This window comes from Hydrogenophaga intermedia, from assembly GCF_023715105.1.
Lineage (GTDB): Bacteria > Pseudomonadota > Gammaproteobacteria > Burkholderiales > Burkholderiaceae_C > Hydrogenophaga > Hydrogenophaga intermedia_A.
Window position 1 is genome coordinate 15,076 of sequence record NZ_JAMBNO010000014.1, and the last position, 14,193, is coordinate 29,268.

At 63.5% G+C, this 14,193-nt stretch carries 18 protein-coding genes; 11 read left to right on the forward strand and 7 right to left on the reverse strand.

The features are described from left to right. Nucleotides 1-211 precede the first annotated feature (211 nt). Both M3149_RS14140 and M3149_RS14145 read right to left on the reverse strand, forming a co-directional pair. Entirely contained in the window at nt 212-1,177 is a 966-nt protein-coding gene (locus M3149_RS14140; RefSeq protein ID WP_251710187.1) for an AraC family transcriptional regulator, read from the reverse strand. 32 nt (nt 1,178-1,209) lie between these two features. Continuing rightward, a complete protein-coding gene (locus M3149_RS14145) occupies nt 1,210-1,719 on the reverse strand; it encodes a carboxymuconolactone decarboxylase family protein (protein WP_251710188.1) in 510 nt (169 codons plus the stop codon). A gap of 278 nt (nt 1,720-1,997) precedes the next feature. On the opposite strand from M3149_RS14145, the gene M3149_RS14150 reads away from it, so the two are divergent. Both M3149_RS14150 and M3149_RS14155 read left to right on the forward strand, forming a co-directional pair. Next, entirely contained in the window at nt 1,998-2,864 is an 867-nt protein-coding gene (locus tag M3149_RS14150) for an oxidoreductase (protein WP_251710189.1), read from the forward strand. A 53-nt stretch (nt 2,865-2,917) separates the two neighbouring features. Beyond that, entirely contained in the window at nt 2,918-3,268 is a 351-nt protein-coding gene (locus M3149_RS14155) for a hypothetical protein (protein WP_251710190.1), read from the forward strand. 151 nt (nt 3,269-3,419) lie between these two features. Here the strand turns inward: M3149_RS14155 and M3149_RS14160 are convergent, their stop codons facing one another. After that, nucleotides 3,420-4,349 carry a LysR family transcriptional regulator gene (locus tag M3149_RS14160; protein WP_251710191.1) on the reverse strand — a complete coding sequence of 310 codons (930 nt, stop codon included), beginning with the start codon at nt 4,347-4,349 and terminating at the stop codon, nt 3,420-3,422. 129 nt (nt 4,350-4,478) lie between these two features. Here M3149_RS14160 and M3149_RS14165 point away from each other — a divergent pair, with 129 nt between their 5' ends. The 4 genes from M3149_RS14165 (at nt 4,479) to M3149_RS14180 (ending at nt 7,903) form a co-directional block, all read left to right on the forward strand. After that, the gene (locus M3149_RS14165) at nt 4,479-4,874 is read left to right on the forward strand and encodes a RidA family protein (protein WP_251710192.1); all 396 of its coding nucleotides are present in this window, start codon (nt 4,479-4,481) and stop codon (nt 4,872-4,874) included. Between the two features lie 64 nt (nt 4,875-4,938). Next, a complete protein-coding gene (locus M3149_RS14170) occupies nt 4,939-6,189 on the forward strand; it encodes a beta-lactamase (RefSeq protein ID WP_251710193.1) in 1,251 nt (416 codons plus the stop codon). 99 nt (nt 6,190-6,288) lie between these two features. Next, entirely contained in the window at nt 6,289-7,035 is a 747-nt protein-coding gene (gene map / locus M3149_RS14175) for a type I methionyl aminopeptidase (RefSeq protein ID WP_251710194.1), read from the forward strand. Nucleotides 7,036-7,144: 109 nt separating this feature from the next. After that, the gene (locus tag M3149_RS14180; RefSeq protein WP_251710195.1) at nt 7,145-7,903 is read left to right on the forward strand and encodes a CPBP family intramembrane glutamic endopeptidase; all 759 of its coding nucleotides are present in this window, start codon (nt 7,145-7,147) and stop codon (nt 7,901-7,903) included. A gap of 104 nt (nt 7,904-8,007) precedes the next feature. Here the strand turns inward: M3149_RS14180 and M3149_RS14185 are convergent, their stop codons facing one another. Genes M3149_RS14185 through M3149_RS14195 form a run of 3 tightly spaced genes read right to left on the reverse strand, consistent with a single transcriptional unit; the run spans nt 8,008 to nt 9,808 of the window. Further along, the gene (locus tag M3149_RS14185) at nt 8,008-8,370 is read right to left on the reverse strand and encodes a DUF4148 domain-containing protein (RefSeq protein WP_251710196.1); all 363 of its coding nucleotides are present in this window, start codon (nt 8,368-8,370) and stop codon (nt 8,008-8,010) included. 21 nt (nt 8,371-8,391) lie between these two features. Further along, nucleotides 8,392-9,342, reverse strand: coding sequence for an alpha/beta fold hydrolase (locus M3149_RS14190; protein WP_251710197.1), 951 nt, complete (start codon nt 9,340-9,342; stop codon nt 8,392-8,394). A 37-nt stretch (nt 9,343-9,379) separates the two neighbouring features. Then, nucleotides 9,380-9,808, reverse strand: coding sequence for an organic hydroperoxide resistance protein (locus M3149_RS14195; RefSeq protein ID WP_251710198.1), 429 nt, complete (start codon nt 9,806-9,808; stop codon nt 9,380-9,382). A gap of 122 nt (nt 9,809-9,930) precedes the next feature. Here M3149_RS14195 and M3149_RS14200 point away from each other — a divergent pair, with 122 nt between their 5' ends. Continuing rightward, a complete protein-coding gene (locus M3149_RS14200; RefSeq protein WP_251710199.1) occupies nt 9,931-10,767 on the forward strand; it encodes an AraC family transcriptional regulator in 837 nt (278 codons plus the stop codon). A 42-nt stretch (nt 10,768-10,809) separates the two neighbouring features. Here the strand turns inward: M3149_RS14200 and M3149_RS14205 are convergent, their stop codons facing one another. After that, entirely contained in the window at nt 10,810-11,718 is a 909-nt protein-coding gene (locus M3149_RS14205) for a LysR family transcriptional regulator (protein ID WP_251710200.1), read from the reverse strand. An 85-nt stretch (nt 11,719-11,803) separates the two neighbouring features. Between M3149_RS14205 and M3149_RS14210 the strand changes: the two genes are divergently transcribed. The 4 genes from M3149_RS14210 to M3149_RS14225 all read left to right on the forward strand — a co-directional run bounded on the left by M3149_RS14210 (nt 11,804) and on the right by M3149_RS14225 (nt 14,188). Beyond that, nucleotides 11,804-12,229, forward strand: coding sequence for a VOC family protein (locus M3149_RS14210; protein WP_251710201.1), 426 nt, complete (start codon nt 11,804-11,806; stop codon nt 12,227-12,229). Nucleotides 12,230-12,239: 10 nt separating this feature from the next. Continuing rightward, a complete protein-coding gene (locus M3149_RS14215; RefSeq protein ID WP_251710202.1) occupies nt 12,240-12,836 on the forward strand; it encodes a glutathione S-transferase family protein in 597 nt (198 codons plus the stop codon). Between the two features lie 343 nt (nt 12,837-13,179). Continuing rightward, nucleotides 13,180-13,635: a fasciclin domain-containing protein gene (locus tag M3149_RS14220; RefSeq protein WP_251710203.1), complete on the forward strand. Its 456-nt coding sequence runs from the start codon at nt 13,180-13,182 to the stop codon at nt 13,633-13,635. A gap of 67 nt (nt 13,636-13,702) precedes the next feature. Next, nucleotides 13,703-14,188 (forward strand): TspO/MBR family protein, encoded by a 486-nt coding sequence (locus M3149_RS14225; RefSeq protein WP_251710204.1) that lies wholly within the window; start codon nt 13,703-13,705, stop codon nt 14,186-14,188. Nucleotides 14,189-14,193 lie beyond the last annotated feature (5 nt).

The following is a 14,193-nucleotide window of genomic DNA, read 5'->3' on the forward strand; positions in this document are numbered from 1 at the left end:
GATAGAGCAGGGGGTCGGGTTTCCAGTGCACTCCAACAGCATACATTATTTGGGAAAATTATCCACAATTTTAGTTAATCAACGCCGATGTGTGGGTAGGAAACGAAGGCGCTGACCCCAGTGACTCGCACTTGCGCTGAAGCGGGGGCTTGCATTCGACCGCCAGTGGTCGTCAAAACACCGCTCCCCCTGGATCGAGGGGCGTACGAGCCTATTCCAGGGCGTACACGACTGCAGTACCCAACAAGCGAGCCCTGTCGCGCACAGGAGGTTCGCCGAACATGCGCGCGTACTCCCGGCTGAACTGGGAAGGGCTCTCGTAGCCGATCGTGAAAGCCACCGCCGCTGCATCCATGTCGGTGGTCACCAGCAGTCGCCGCGCTTCCTGCAGGCGCAACTGCTTGACGTATTGCAGTGGTGTGAACGATGTCACCGTCTTGAAATGAAGGTGCAAGGCCGATGGGCTCAAGTGGGCGATGTCGGCGAGTTCGGGAACGCCGATGGGTTCGCGAAAGCGCGCCCGCAGCACGGCAAGCACGCGTGCGATGCGTTGGTCGTAGCAGTCGGCTTTCGCGGTGCGCGCAATGCGCCAGCCATTGGGTGAGCTCATCAACCGGTAGACGATCTCGCGCCGCACGAGTGGCGCAATGGCCGCCAGATCGGCCGGCGAGTCCAGCAGCCGTACCAGGCGAAGGATCGCATCCATCAACGCAGCGGTGGAAGGCTCGACGTACAACCCCCGAGCCGCGTGCGCGGTGGCGCCTGCAGGTTCTTGTGGCAGGCCATGGTCGAGCACGAGCTGGTTGATTTCGGCGTGCTCGATGCGCAGATGAACGCACAGGTACGGCTCGAGAGGCGTTGCTTCGATGACTTGCCCAAACACAGGCAAGTCTTGCGAAATCACGAGGTGGTCGTTCGAGCCGTACTCCGTGATCTGGTCGTTCAGGAACACGCGTTTTCTTCCGCTCAGCACCACACAGAGAGCGGGGCGGTACATCACGCTCAAGGGTTCGCTGGGCGCGCTGGCACGGATCAGTTGCAGACCCGCGATCGGTGCGGGAAAGAAACCATCGCCGGGTGCGTGGCGCTCGAACAGGGCCCGCAGTTCGGCCATGCTGGAAGCATTGCCGCTTGCGGCGAGAGTTGGTTCGTTGAACGCCACGGTGGTCTGGGCCATGAGGTGAACTCTAGAGAAATGCTACGGAGCTGTCACGGTTGTCTGCCTTGTGGGCTGGTCAGCCCCCGTTCGTTGAACAGCTCTTGCAGGGCTTGCGATGCCTCGATGGCGCGCGGAAATCCCGCTGGCACGGTCACCAGGTAGGCGATCTCCTTGAGCTCATCGGGCGTGGCCCCGAGATTGAGCGCATAGCCCGCATGCGTTTTGAAGAAGCCGCGCAGACCGAGCGAGGCGAACGCCGCCATTGCGGCGAGTTGACGTGTCTTGGGATCGAGCACCTCTCGCCCCCACACATCGCCCAGCGCATACGACGCGGTGCTCTCGGCCAGGAAGGGGAACTCCCTGCGCATGGCTTCGAAGACCGGCTGCGGTTGCCCGTTGTTGAGGTCGCGCAGAACCTGCATGCCCTTCTCGTAGCGCGGGCTGTTGGCCGAGCCCTCAGGCGCGGTGGCCGTGGCAAGCGAACTGGTGCTGGCTGTCAGCAGCAGGGCGGCGGTCAGGAGCAGTCTGCCGGTGTGCGACAGGATGATGGGCGCATTCATGGAGCTTGGCCTTTCCATCAAGGTGTGTGGATGGGCTGGACTCTAGGGTGACCTCCCCTGAGTGCATTGCCCAAAACTATTCGCGCTTTGCACATTCCTGCGGGCACGACCAAGCCAGGCGTGGTGGCACGCAGCCTGGTCCGTGGTGACTCCAGAACAGGGCGAGGGGCGTTCGCTGCGTGGTCATGAGGACCACGCGGTGCCGGTTTGCACGATCAGGCAAGTTCCGTGTGATTTCGGGCTACAGCCGAACGATGTTCCGTTCCTAGACTTTGCCCATGTTCAACCCCGATCAGGAGGAAACCGTGAGCAATGTCTGGTTCATCACTGGCGCTGGGCGCGGCATCGGTGCGGCGATCGCACGCAGCGCGCTCGAGGCAGGTCATCGGGTGGTGGCCACGGGCCGAAAGGCAAGAGACCTCGAAGCGACGTTCGCAGGACATGGGGAAAGCGTTCTTTGTCTTCCGCTGGACGTTGCCCGTGAGCCGCAGTCCGTCGATGCCGTTGCTCGGGCGGTCGATCGTTTCGGACGCATCGACGTAGTGGTCAACAACGCCGGTTACGGGCAGCTGGGTCTGTTCGAGGAGGTGGCCAGTACGGCCATCGACGAGCAGTTCCAGACCAACGTGTTTGGCTTGATGCACGTCACGCGGGCTGTGCTTCCCCACATGCGAAGTCAGCGAAGCGGGCACATCTTCAACCTGGCCTCGATCGGTGGCTTCATGGGATTCGAATCGTCGTCCATCTACTGCGCGACCAAGTTTGCCGTCGAGGGATTCTCGGAGTCACTGGCCCTTGAGGTGGCACGCTTCGGGATCCATGTCACCGTTGTGGAGCCCGGATTCTTTCGCACCGATTTTCTGGACGCGACCTCGGTTCGCTACGGTGACAAAAGGATCGTTGACTATGACGATCCGCAAGGCGCAGCGCGTGTTGACTACGAGGCCTACAACCATCGGCAGCCCGGTGATCCGGCAAAGTTGGGGCGCGCGTTGGTGCAGATGGCTGCAATGGCCAAACCACCGCTTCGATTCACGGCAGGTTCCGACGCATTGGCCTACGCTCGCCAGGCGTTTGACCGGCGTCAGGTGGAGATTGCCGAACACGCTGCGCTTTCCGTGTCCACCGACTTCGCGGCCGGATGACAGGGCGGCAAGCATCGACAGGCCATAAACGCTGTGGTGAAGGGAGTGCTGCGATGATTTCATTCGGTACTGCGTTCGGCGCGAACGAAAATCTTGCGCTTGTCGAATCTGCGCGTCTCGTCAGCGAATGGCGTCTCTCCATGGAGCACAGCCTGCAGGTCTGTGTGCGTCTTGGTGACACGCTGCGCATCGATCACGGTACGGTATGGCTCGGCGTGGACGCATCTGTGGCGCCCATTGCGCTGTGCGAAGGAGCCACGTACATCGCCACGAGCGATGCGGTGTTGCACATGATCGGTATCGATGACCCAAGGGTAACGGTCCACAGCGGCATGCCGGTGAAGGTCAGCGCCCGGGCTGACTACGGCGCATGGCGCCACCAGGCACGAATCGCTGAGCAATGAGGGAGTGCCGCCGATGCTGCAGCGCCAGACGCGGTTCGGCGCGTGGGTTGCCGAGAAGACCTCACGCTGCTGCGCAACACCCAGCATGACGCGCACGCTGAATCCGGCCGACGCGAACTCGATTCTTGGTGTCTACAGGAACCAGGGTCCATCAGGGCCTTGGCCGTGCCCCCGGCGGCGCAATCTCGCCAACAACACCCACCACCCAGTCCACGAACACGCGCAGCTTCGCGCTCACATACCGGTTTGGCGGATACGCCAGATAAAGCGGCATCGGGTCAAAGCGCCATCCATCGAACAAAGGCATCAGTTCGCCACGTGTCACGTGTTCGCGGGCCATGTACGTGGGCAGTTGCAACACGCCCAGGCTGGCCAGGCCCGCCGCCAGGTACGCGTTGCCGTCGTCGAGCGCCAGAACGTGGTGACCACGCACGGTGATGCGTTCGTCTTCACCGCGCTGCATGGCAAAGGGCGGCACGCGACCGGTGCGCGTGCTGAGAAAACCCACCACGCGGTGGTGCGGGTTCTCCAGGTCCATGGGGTGTCCAGGCGTACCGTGGCGCTGCAGATAGCCGGGTGCGGCGTACGCGCATATCGGCAGTTCGCCGACAAGGCGTGCGACCAGCGAGGGCTCTGCAATCTCACCACCGCGGATCACACAGTCCACGCTATCGCCAATCAGGTCAACCATGCGGTCGCTCACACCCATGTCGATCTGGATGTCGGGGTACTTCGCATGGAACCCGGGCAGCGCGGGCACGAGCACGAAGCGCGCGAGCGGGCTGGGTACGTCCACGCGCAGGCGTCCGCGTGGCGAGGTCTTGGCGCTGGACAGGCTGGTCTCGGCGTCGTCCAGCTCAGCCAGCAGGCGTACCACGCGTTCATAGTAGGCGGCGCCGTCCGCGGTCACTTGCACCTTGCGCGTGGTGCGGTTGAGCAGTTTCACGCGCAGTCGTGCTTCCAGCTGCTGGATGAGCTGGGTCACGCTGGTCTTGTTCAGTCGCAGGGTCTCAGCCGCCTTGGTGAAGCTGCCTGCCTCCACCACACGCGCGAATGCCTGCATGGCATCGAATCGGTCCATGGAGTTCTCTGGTTGCGATCTGATTGTCTGGATTGTGCAAACAGTGATTGTCGATCTGGCAGGTTTATCCGTGCGCGGTGACTTTCTAGAGTCGATGCCTCATCAACCCTTGTTTCAGAAGCGCGTGCCATGACCCACCCCCGAGACGTTGTTTTCCCCGCCGGCCGCCAGGCCTTGTACGAGCGCAACCGCTACTCACCCGCCATCCGCTCGAACGGCTTTCTGTTCGTGTCGGGGCAGGTGGGAAGCCGACCGGACGGTACGCCCGAGCCCGACCTGCCCACGCAGGTGCGCCTCGCCTTCCAGAACCTCAACGACATCCTCGCGGCTGCGGGCTGCAGCTTCAAGGACGTGATCGACGTGACCGTGTTCATGGTGAACCCGGAGCAGAACTTCGAGGTGGCGTGGCCCGTGGTGCAAGAGCACTGGGGTGAAGCACCTTACCCGACGCTCACCGGCGTTGGTGTCACCTGGCTGTACGGCTTCCAGTTCGAGATCAAGGTGATTGCCAGGCTGCCAACGTGATCGCCCAGCGGTACCAACGCGGCAGGTCTTATGCTTGACCGCATTGACCTGCACCGCACATGAAATGACTGTTGACAACATCGCACCGATCAAGCGCCGCCGCTTGATACTGGCTGCCGCCAGTGCTTGCGTGGCGCCAGCGCTTGCCCACAGCGCCACCCGCGCCGCAGACGTTGAAGCTCTGCTGAGCGCCACCTATGGGCCGCTGGTTCGAACACACGACATCCCGGGCTTGGTCGTGGGTCTTGTGCTGGAGGGCCGGCCGTACTTCCTGGAGTCGGGCACCACCGCCAGGCAGGGGGGAGGCGCGGCAACGCGCAACACGATCTTCGAACTTGGTTCGATCAGCAAGTGTTTTGCGTCGACGCTGGCGGCCCTTGCCCACGTGGAGGGGCGCCTGAACCTGGACCTTCCTGTTGGCGAGATCGTGCCGCCACTGCGAGGTACGCCGATCGGACAGGCCACACCCCTGCATCTGGCGACCTACACCGCTGGCGGCCTGCCCCTGCAGTTCCCCGAGGACGTGACGTCGGACGACCAGGCCATCGCATACCTCTCGGCATTCAACCCCAGCGCAGCGCCTGGGGTGATCCGGCGGTACTCCAACCCCAGCATCGGTCTGCTGGGACATGCCACCGCCGAGGCATTGGGTGGAGATTTTGCCGAGCTGAGCAAACGAGCCCTGCTGGCCCCGCTGGGACTGACCAGCACCTACATCCAGGTTCCTGACGCACAGATGCATCGCTATGCCTGGGGTCATGACAAGAACCAGCGGCAGGTGCGCGTCAATCCCGGCGTATTCGATGCGCAGGCCTACGGCATCAAGTCCACGGCCAGCGACATGCTTCATTTTCTTCAGTCGCTGCTGGATCCCGAACGCATGCCACCCGCATTGCGGTTGGCCGTGGCGCACACCATGATTCCCCGATACCAGGTTGGGCCGATGCAGCAAGGCATGGGCTGGGAGATGTATCCGTCGCCATGGTCGCTGCAAGCCTTGGTGGAAGGCAACGGGCCACGCGCCGTCTTCGATGCGCTGGCCGTGCAGGCGATTTCACCGCGGGCCGTGGACGCTCGGGACAAGGACACCGCGTTGAGCGAGTCGCTGACCACGCGGGCAGTGCGGTCGTTGCCGCCGCCAACGCGCTCCATGCTCCTGAACAAGACCGGATCGACGTTCGGATTCGCAGGCTATGTGGCGCTGATCCCGCAACGCCAAGTGGCCCTGGTGATGCTGGCCAACCGGAACTTCCCCGCCATCGACCGCGTGGCGGCAGCCCACCAGGTGATGAACGCCCTGGGCGCCTTGGGTTGACACGGGTCGCAACGGCGCCGCGGGACAACCTGCACCGCACCCCTCAAGTGGCCATCGAGAATCGCCACCAGAAAAATTCCTGAACGAAAGAACCCCAACGTGACCATCGAAACGCAAGAAGACGTACTCGCCCTGAAGAAGGTTGGACGAATCGTCTCGGTGACATTGCAGACCATGCTTGACGCCGCAGAGCCAGGGATGACGACGCGCGAACTGGACATGATCGGCGGGCGGCTGCTGCAGGATCACGGTGCTCGATCGGCACCGCAGCTCACCTACGGTTTCCCCGGGTTTACCTGCATCAGCATCAACGAAGAAGCGGCGCATGGCGTGCCCGGAGATCGCATCATCCGGGCAGGCGACGTTCTCAACATCGACGTATCGGCTGAACTCAATGGCTACTTTGCCGACACCGGTGGAACCACTGTCATCCCGCCCACCACCCCGAAGAAGACGCGCCTGTGTCATGCAGCGCAGACCGCACTGACCGCGGCCATGAATGGCGCGCGCGCGGGGCAGCCGATCAACCTGATCGGCGCCGCCATCGAACGCACTGCCAAGTCCTACGGGTTCCGGGTTATCGAGAACCTCGGCAGCCATGGCGTCGGCCGCGCGCTGCACGAGGATCCGGAGCACATCGCCGGCTACTTCGACGCCTCGGACCGACGCATGCTGGAGGCAGGAATGGTCATCACCATCGAGCCCTTCCTGTCGACCCGTTGTCGCACCGTCACCGAGACTTCTGATGGCTGGACGTTGGCGGGCGCGCTTGGAAATCTCTCGGCTCAGTACGAGCACACGCTGATCATCACGAATGGCGCGCCTATCGTGGTCACTCGGTGCTGAGAGCGGGTGACGCCACCAAGTGCCGTTCACGCCTTGCCAGTTTCTCGCTACTGATGTGTTGTAAAGCAAGACATGCGTCGGATCGCCACCGACTTTCCAGGGATTCGAAATGCTCAACCGAAAACAACTGAAGCTGGCGGCTTGCCTGTGGCTTGCCGGCATGGCTGGGGTGGTGGCTTTTACGCTGACGGTGCTTCCCCAGCTCCTCGCGATGTCGCCTTCGCCGCTTCCGACGCCAGTCGCCGCTGCCGCCAGCATGCTGCAAAGCGCCGTACTTGTGGCTTTGGCGGTTTGGGCAGGTGTCGTGCTGGCACCGCCACTGGGCCTGCATGCGCCTGTTGCTGAGGCAGCGGTGGCGGGCACTGGCATATGGCAGGCGCTCAAGCCACAGATGCTCCCGGCAGCAGCGGTTGGGTTGCTGGTCGGTGGCCTGCTCACGGTGTTGACAAGCCATGCGCCGCAAGGCTTGAGAGCGTCGGGCGCGGTGTTCGAGATTCCTTTCGTGGCAAAGCTGCTTTACGGAGGAGTCACTGAGGAGATCCTGATGCGCTGGGGGCTGATGACAGCCTTGCTCTGGTCGCTCTGGCGCGTCCTGCAAAAGCGGGCCGGTCCCCCGAGAAGATCGCTCGTCTTCATGGCGATCGTGGTGGCTGCGCTCCTCTTCGGCGTGGGCCATCTGCCGTTGGTTATGGGAATGGGCGTGGAACTGAGCGGTCCTGTCGCCATGTTCATCATCGCTGCCAATGCGGTGCCAGGCATCCTGTTTGGCTGGCTCTATTGGCGGTGGGGGCTCGAGGCGGCGATGCTGGCCCATGCGATGTCCCATGCCACGGCCACCGTGGCCGCGCTCGCCCGGAGCGCGGCCTGACGCCGATGTTGAACGAGCGCTTCACCGGCCTGGGGAAGACTGCCTGCACCCGCGGACGACGCAAGCATCGTCCAGCAGGCCAGGCAACGTCTTGGCGCAGCGCATCAAGACAATGGCTTTGCGGCTGCCTGGGTGGAAGCATCCTGGGGGTAGCGGTGCGGATACAGCACGTTGAGCGGTTCTGACCGATCACCGTTCCCCTGGATATCGCCCGTGCGAATCGCTTCGGCAAGTTCTGCCCGTACCTCAGCGCGAGTCTTGCCCGGCTGCTGCACCTTGGCGGGGTAACGGCTCGGGTAGATCTCGCGGAGCGTTTCATTGCGATCACCAAACTGGATCTCGCCGTTCTGGATTGCTTCCTGCAGCTCGGCTTTCACCTGAGCGCGGGTCAGGCCCGACTGCGAGAAGGCGGACGAGGCCCCGGCCACGAGCAGGGCTGCGATGAGGATGTTTCTTTGATGTTTCATGATGTTCTGTGTCGGTGGTTATCAGTTCTCGAGGAAGTCGAGGAGATCCTTGTTGAAGCGTTCTTTGTGTGTGTCGGTCAAGCCATGCGGTGCGCCGGGGTAGACGATCAGCTTCGCCCCTTTGATCCGTGCAGCGGAAGCCTTGCCTGAGCTGTCGATCGGCACGATCTGGTCGTCGCTTCCGTGAATCACCAGCGTCGGCACATTGAACTTCTCCAGGTCCTTGCGGAAGTCGGTGGCCGAGAAGGCCGCAATCGAGTCGTAGGTGTTCTTGTGACCCGCCTGCATGCCCTGAGCCCACCAACTGTCAATGAGGCCCTTCGAGACCTTGGCGCCGGGGCGGTTGAAGCCGTAGAACGGGCCGGAGGCCAGATCGATGTACAGCTGCGAACGGTTCTCCAGCGACGCCTTGCGGATGCCATCGAACACCTCAAGCGGCAGGCCACCCGGGTTGTCTTTGGTTCGCAGCATCATGGGCGGCACGGCGCTGACCAGCACAGCCTTCTTGATCCGACCGGTCCCATGGCGACCGATGTAGCGCGCCACCTCGCCGCCGCCGGTGGAGAAGCCGACCGCGGTGACGTCCTTGAGGTCGAGCGCCTGGATCACGGCCGCCAGATCGTCGGCGTACTGGTCCATGTGATTGCCGTCCCAGGGTTGGCTGGAGCGACCATGCCCACGGCGGTCATGAGCGACCACGCGGTATCCCTTGGCGGCCAGGAAGATCATTTGCGATTCCCAGCTGTCAGAGCTCAGCGGCCAACCATGGCTGAACGTGACGACCGGACCATCCTTCGGGCCCCAGTCCTTGTAGTACAGACGCACGTTGTCGCGGGTCACGACGTAGTTGCCATCGATGGTGGCCGTGGCGGCCGCCGGCGTGGGTACCGGCTGAGCGGCGTGCGCGGTGGAGGCAGATTGCAGCGCCATGGCGAGCACCGTGGTGGCGAGGATGCGGGCGTTGACTTTCATGGGTTCGTGTCCTGTTGAAGCTTGCGGGGTGCTCAGGTCAATCGGCGATGACCAGCTTGACGTCGATGTTGTTGCGCGTCGCATGGGAGTAGGGGCAGACGATGTGGGCCTGGCCGACCAGCGACTGCAGAACGGCTCGATCGATGCCAGGCGCTGCAATGGTCAGTTCGGCCTCGATGCCAAAGCCGGTGGGGATCTGCCCGATACCGACTTTTCCGGTGACCGTCGTGGCGGCGGGCAGCGAGACTTTTTCGCGGCCTGCAACAAACTTGAGTGCACCCAGGAAGCAGGCCGAATAGCCCGCGGCGAACAGCTGCTCCGGGTTGGTGCCGGGGCCGCCAGCGCCGCCCAGCTCACGCGGGGTGGACAACGGGATGTCCAGAACGCTGTCGGACGAGGTGGCGCGTCCCTCGCGGCCGCCCGTGGCGGTGGCGGTGGCTTGGTAAAGGATCTTCTCGATGGTCATGGCAAGGGTTCCTGGTTGGGGTCGTAAGGGCCGGACAGCTGTTGTCCGGTGAGACGTACTGTGCCCCGCAGGACAGGACGATGGGTGATATAAAGTACTTGTTACTTAACCAAGAGTACTGAATGAGCGATCGACTGGCGGCCTTGATGGCGCACTTCCCCGTGTCAGCACAGGTGTTCAACGCCGGGCCCCTGTGCGGGATCAACACCCTGGAAAGTGACGGCACCCACGGTCAGTTGCACCTGGTGCGCAGCGGCACGGCGACGGTCAGCCATGGCAGATCAACGCTGCAGATCGACAAGCCCAGCGTGCTGCTGTTTCCGCGGCCGCTGACGCATCGCTTCACCTCCGATGCCGAGCACGGCGTGGACGTGGTGTGCGCGAACCTGTCGTTCGATGGTGGTGCGGACAACCCGATCGCGTCGGCCTTGCCGGAGGTCGTCTGCCTGCCGCTGGAGGAAATCGGTGGGGCCGCGCCTGTGCTGACGTTGCTGTTCGAAGAGGCTTTCGAGCAGCGTTGCGGGCGCACCGCATTGGTCGAAAGGCTGTTCGAGGTGGTGATGATCCAGATACTTCGCCAGCTGATGGAGAGTGGCGAGGTGAAAGGTGGCTTGCTTTCAGGGTTGTCTCATCCGAGGCTGCGACATGCGCTGGTGGCGATGCACGAAGAGCCCGCCAAGGAATGGACACTCCATGAACTGGCTGGCGTTGCAAACATGTCGCGCAGCGTGTTCGCCTCGACGTTTCGCTCGATCGTCGGCATCACGCCGGGACAGTACCTTCAGGGCTGGCGCGTGCGGATGGCGCAATTGGCGCTGCGGCGCGGACGTCCTTTGAAGCTGATCGCTGTCGAGGTCGGATACGGCAGCGAGGCTGCGCTCTCTCGGGCCTTCAAGGCCCAAACCGGGCAATCACCCCGGGAGTGGAGAAACCTTGTGCCTGTAGCGACCGGCTCCTAGAAGAAGACAAGCGCTGGAGGCGGCCCACGGCCCATGCAATCCTCATCCGGCGGCAGCGCTAGCCAGACTCTCACGCAGACGTGGAACCAACCAGTCGAGCAGCGCGCGCACGCGGGTCGACATCAAGCGGTCCGGCCGGTACAAGACGTGTACGGGCAGCGGATCGACTTCGTATCCACGAAGCACTTCCTTCAACGCACCCGACTCGAGACCGGCGCGCGCTTGGTAGTGCAGCAGCGACACGCACCCCAGCCCGGCGATGCTGGCATCGATTGACGCTTCGATCTGGTTTGTCACGAACACCGGCGCCACCGGCACCCTGACGGTACGGCCGGCGACCTTGAAGCGCCAGTCCGGGTTTGGACCGTTGCCCTTGAAGCCGATGCAGCGGTGCTTCAACAAGTCCGACGGTTCCCTGGGCGTGCCGTGACGGCGAAGGTAAGCGGCGCTGGCACAACAAACCCGTCGCACTTTGCCCAGAGGAATGGCGACCAGCGACGAGTCCGGCAGCTCCCCGATACGAACCGCGAGATCGAGCCCTTCTTCCAGCAGATCGACGACACGGTCCAGCAGCAGCAACTCCACCGACAGGTCCGGGTGCTGCTTGAGAAATGACGTGACCAGCGGCGCCACGTGCAGCCGGCCGAAGGTGACGGGCGCCGTCAACACCAGCCGCCCACTCAGGGAGGCTTTCTGAGCACCCAAAGCCGCATCGGCTTCGTCCACGGCCGCGAGGATCTGGCGGCACCGTTGCGCATAGTCACGGCCCTCGGCGGTCAGCGACAGACGCCGGGTGGTCCGGTTCAGCAACCGCGTACCGAGCGATTGCTCGAGTGCGGCGAGCGAGCGCACCACCGACGTCAGCGACGTACCCGCCGCGTCCGCGGCCGCGGTGAGGCTACCGCCGTCGACGATGCGAACGAAGGTCGCCATTGCCCTGAGTTTGTCCATGGCGTCTCGATTGGTGCGTTCACCGCACTTGTCATGTGCGAAGTGGTCTATTTATTGTATTTGCCGCGATAACGATCATGGCGGCATGAACACCAGACCACCTACCCAATCGACTTGCCCCGCGTATGCCACGGCGTACGAACACGTCGGCATCCGCGTTTCAAACCCTGAGTCGGCCCGCCGCTTCTACGAGCGCCTGGGTTTTCACGAGGAGATCCGTTTCGACGACTACGCCAACGAGATGGCAACGCCTGCGGGTGTGCGCATCAACCTGATCTTCAACGGCACGGCACGCGCCGACGTGCGAAACGTGCTGCAGGACGAGCCCATGAAGTGGCCTGGCGTGACCCACGTCGCGTTCGTCGTCGACGACCTCGACGCCCTGGTGAACTGGCTCAACGAAGCCGGCATCGCCATCACCGAAGGGCCTGAGCCGATCGGGCCGCGCCGCGTGGGCCTGTTCATCCGCGACCCGGACGGCAACGTGCTCGAGTTCAATCAACTGCTGTGAGGCTTGCATCATGATGAAGCTCTACGATGTTGAACTGTCGGGCAATTGCTACAAGGTCCGGCTCTTCGCAGCGCTTGCCGGGATTCCCCTGGAAATTCGTCCTGTTGACCTGGCGGCTGGCGAGCACAAGGGCGAGCCGTTCCTCGCCTTGAACCCGTGGGCGCAGGTGCCGTTGCTGGTCGACGGCGACGTAACGCTGCGCGACTCGCATGCCATCCTCGTGTACCTCGCATCGCGCAGTGGTGCAATGGCATGGTGGCCGAGCGACGCTGCGTCCCAAGGCCGGATCGTGCAATGGCTGTCCACGTCAGCCGGTGAGATTCAGAGTGGCCCGGCCTCGGCACGCCTGGTCCAGAAGTTCGGATACGAGCTGGACAAGCCGCAAGCCCTGAAGCGCAGTGCGTCCATCCTGCGGTTGATCGATGAGCACCTGGCACGCAACGACTGGCTCGAACTGAACCGTCCGACCCTTGCCGACTGCGCCGTCTTCCCGTACGTGGCCTGGGCACCGGAAGGCGGTGTCAGTCTCGAGCCATACCCTGCGATCCAGGCCTGGATTGCGCGGATCAAAGCCCTGTCGGGTTTCCTTCCCGCGCCCGGTATCTAGGCTGTTGCACGACGGTGCCTGCCACCAAGACAAGTCCTTCGGCAAGCCAGCGCAGGAGATCCGGGTACCTCGACAAGGCGCGTGGCGGCAGCCCGGATCCGTTGCGCCCTCCTGGCGATGCGACCGGCTTGAATACCCGACAGCACTGATTGGTTGGAAATGTGACTGAATAGTCACGTTTTGCCCTTTTCAGATTAGGATGCGTTGGTCCGATCCACCCCGCCCCGGCATTGGGGGCGCGGGATGGCGGCCGGACTGCTCCGCCTGTGGCGCATCGCATGGCGCGCCCGGCGTTGATCGTGGAACCCTCCCTCATCCGTCCCATCTGTCACTGGAGATCGTCATGAAGAAGACCCTGATCGCTTCCCTGCTCGCGTTTGGTGCCATGGCCGCAGCACACGCGAAGGACATCGTCGACACCGCCGTCTCGGCCGGTTCGTTCAAAACCCTCGTCGCCGCTGTGCAGGCCGCGGGCCTGGTGGACACGCTCAAGGGCCCGGGCCCGTTCACCGTGTTCGCGCCGTCCGACGAGGCCTTTGCGAAGATCCCCAAGGCGCAACTCGACGCGCTGTTGCAGGACAAGGCCAAGCTGACGGCGGTGCTGACCTACCACGTCGTGCCAGGCAAGGTGATGGCAAAGGACGTGAAGGCCGGCAAGGTCAAGACCGTGCAGGGCGGGGAGATCACCGTCGGCACCATGGGCGGCGTCACGGTGGACAACGCCAAGGTCGTGGCCACCGACGTGGCGGCCAGCAATGGCGTCATCCACGTGATCGACTCGGTCATCATGCCCAAGTAAGCGAGCACCGGCGCGCGAGGGCCGCGGCCCTCGCGCGTCCGGGCACATTCACACTTGGGCGAGGCCGATGTTCAGACAACTCACCGCGCTGCTTGGTTTCGTGCTGCTGACCGCTGCCGCAGGGGCGATCGGGGGCTTGGCGTCGGTCAACGCCGCCACCTTCTACGCTGCACTGGACAGGCCCACGTGGGCGCCGCCCGCCTGGTTGTTCGGGCCCGTGTGGACCGTTCTCTACACCTTCATGGCCGTGGCGGCCTGGCTGGTGTGGCGCGTGCGTGGTTGGGACCATGCCGCCAGCGCCCTGTGGTTGTATGCGGTGCATCTGGTGGTGAACGCGCTCTGGAGCTGGCTGTTCTTCGCGTGGCAGTTGGGTTTCTGGGCCTTCTTCGGCTCGGTGGCACTTTGGCTGATGGTGGGTGCTACCGCAGCGTCGTTCTGGTCTTACCGGCGCCTTGCCGCTCTGTTGCTGTTGCCGTACTGGGCGTGGGTGACGTTTGCCACCGTGCTGAGCTGGTCGCTCTGGCAGCGCAACCCGGCGCTCCTGGGCATCTGAGGCGT

Excerpts from the sequence above, each read along its gene's own strand:
- M3149_RS14140 (WP_251710187.1), bottom strand. The coding sequence starts at position 1,177 with ATGGCCCAGACCACCGTGGCGTTCAACGAACCAACTCTCGCCGCAAGC.
- M3149_RS14145 (WP_251710188.1), bottom strand. The coding sequence starts at position 1,719 with ATGAATGCGCCCATCATCCTGTCGCACACCGGCAGACTGCTCCTGACC.
- M3149_RS14150 (WP_251710189.1), top strand. The coding sequence starts at position 1,998 with ATGTTCAACCCCGATCAGGAGGAAACCGTGAGCAATGTCTGGTTCATC.
- M3149_RS14155 (WP_251710190.1), top strand. The coding sequence starts at position 2,918 with ATGATTTCATTCGGTACTGCGTTCGGCGCGAACGAAAATCTTGCGCTT.
- M3149_RS14160 (WP_251710191.1), bottom strand. The coding sequence starts at position 4,349 with ATGGACCGATTCGATGCCATGCAGGCATTCGCGCGTGTGGTGGAGGCA.
- M3149_RS14165 (WP_251710192.1), top strand. The coding sequence starts at position 4,479 with ATGACCCACCCCCGAGACGTTGTTTTCCCCGCCGGCCGCCAGGCCTTG.
- M3149_RS14170 (WP_251710193.1), top strand. The coding sequence starts at position 4,939 with ATGACTGTTGACAACATCGCACCGATCAAGCGCCGCCGCTTGATACTG.
- M3149_RS14180 (WP_251710195.1), top strand. The coding sequence starts at position 7,145 with ATGCTCAACCGAAAACAACTGAAGCTGGCGGCTTGCCTGTGGCTTGCC.
- M3149_RS14185 (WP_251710196.1), bottom strand. The coding sequence starts at position 8,370 with ATGAAACATCAAAGAAACATCCTCATCGCAGCCCTGCTCGTGGCCGGG.
- M3149_RS14190 (WP_251710197.1), bottom strand. The coding sequence starts at position 9,342 with ATGAAAGTCAACGCCCGCATCCTCGCCACCACGGTGCTCGCCATGGCG.
- M3149_RS14195 (WP_251710198.1), bottom strand. The coding sequence starts at position 9,808 with ATGACCATCGAGAAGATCCTTTACCAAGCCACCGCCACCGCCACGGGC.
- M3149_RS14200 (WP_251710199.1), top strand. The coding sequence starts at position 9,931 with ATGAGCGATCGACTGGCGGCCTTGATGGCGCACTTCCCCGTGTCAGCA.
- M3149_RS14205 (WP_251710200.1), bottom strand. The coding sequence starts at position 11,718 with ATGGACAAACTCAGGGCAATGGCGACCTTCGTTCGCATCGTCGACGGC.
- M3149_RS14210 (WP_251710201.1), top strand. The coding sequence starts at position 11,804 with ATGAACACCAGACCACCTACCCAATCGACTTGCCCCGCGTATGCCACG.
- M3149_RS14215 (WP_251710202.1), top strand. The coding sequence starts at position 12,240 with ATGATGAAGCTCTACGATGTTGAACTGTCGGGCAATTGCTACAAGGTC.
- M3149_RS14220 (WP_251710203.1), top strand. The coding sequence starts at position 13,180 with ATGAAGAAGACCCTGATCGCTTCCCTGCTCGCGTTTGGTGCCATGGCC.
- M3149_RS14225 (WP_251710204.1), top strand. The coding sequence starts at position 13,703 with ATGTTCAGACAACTCACCGCGCTGCTTGGTTTCGTGCTGCTGACCGCT.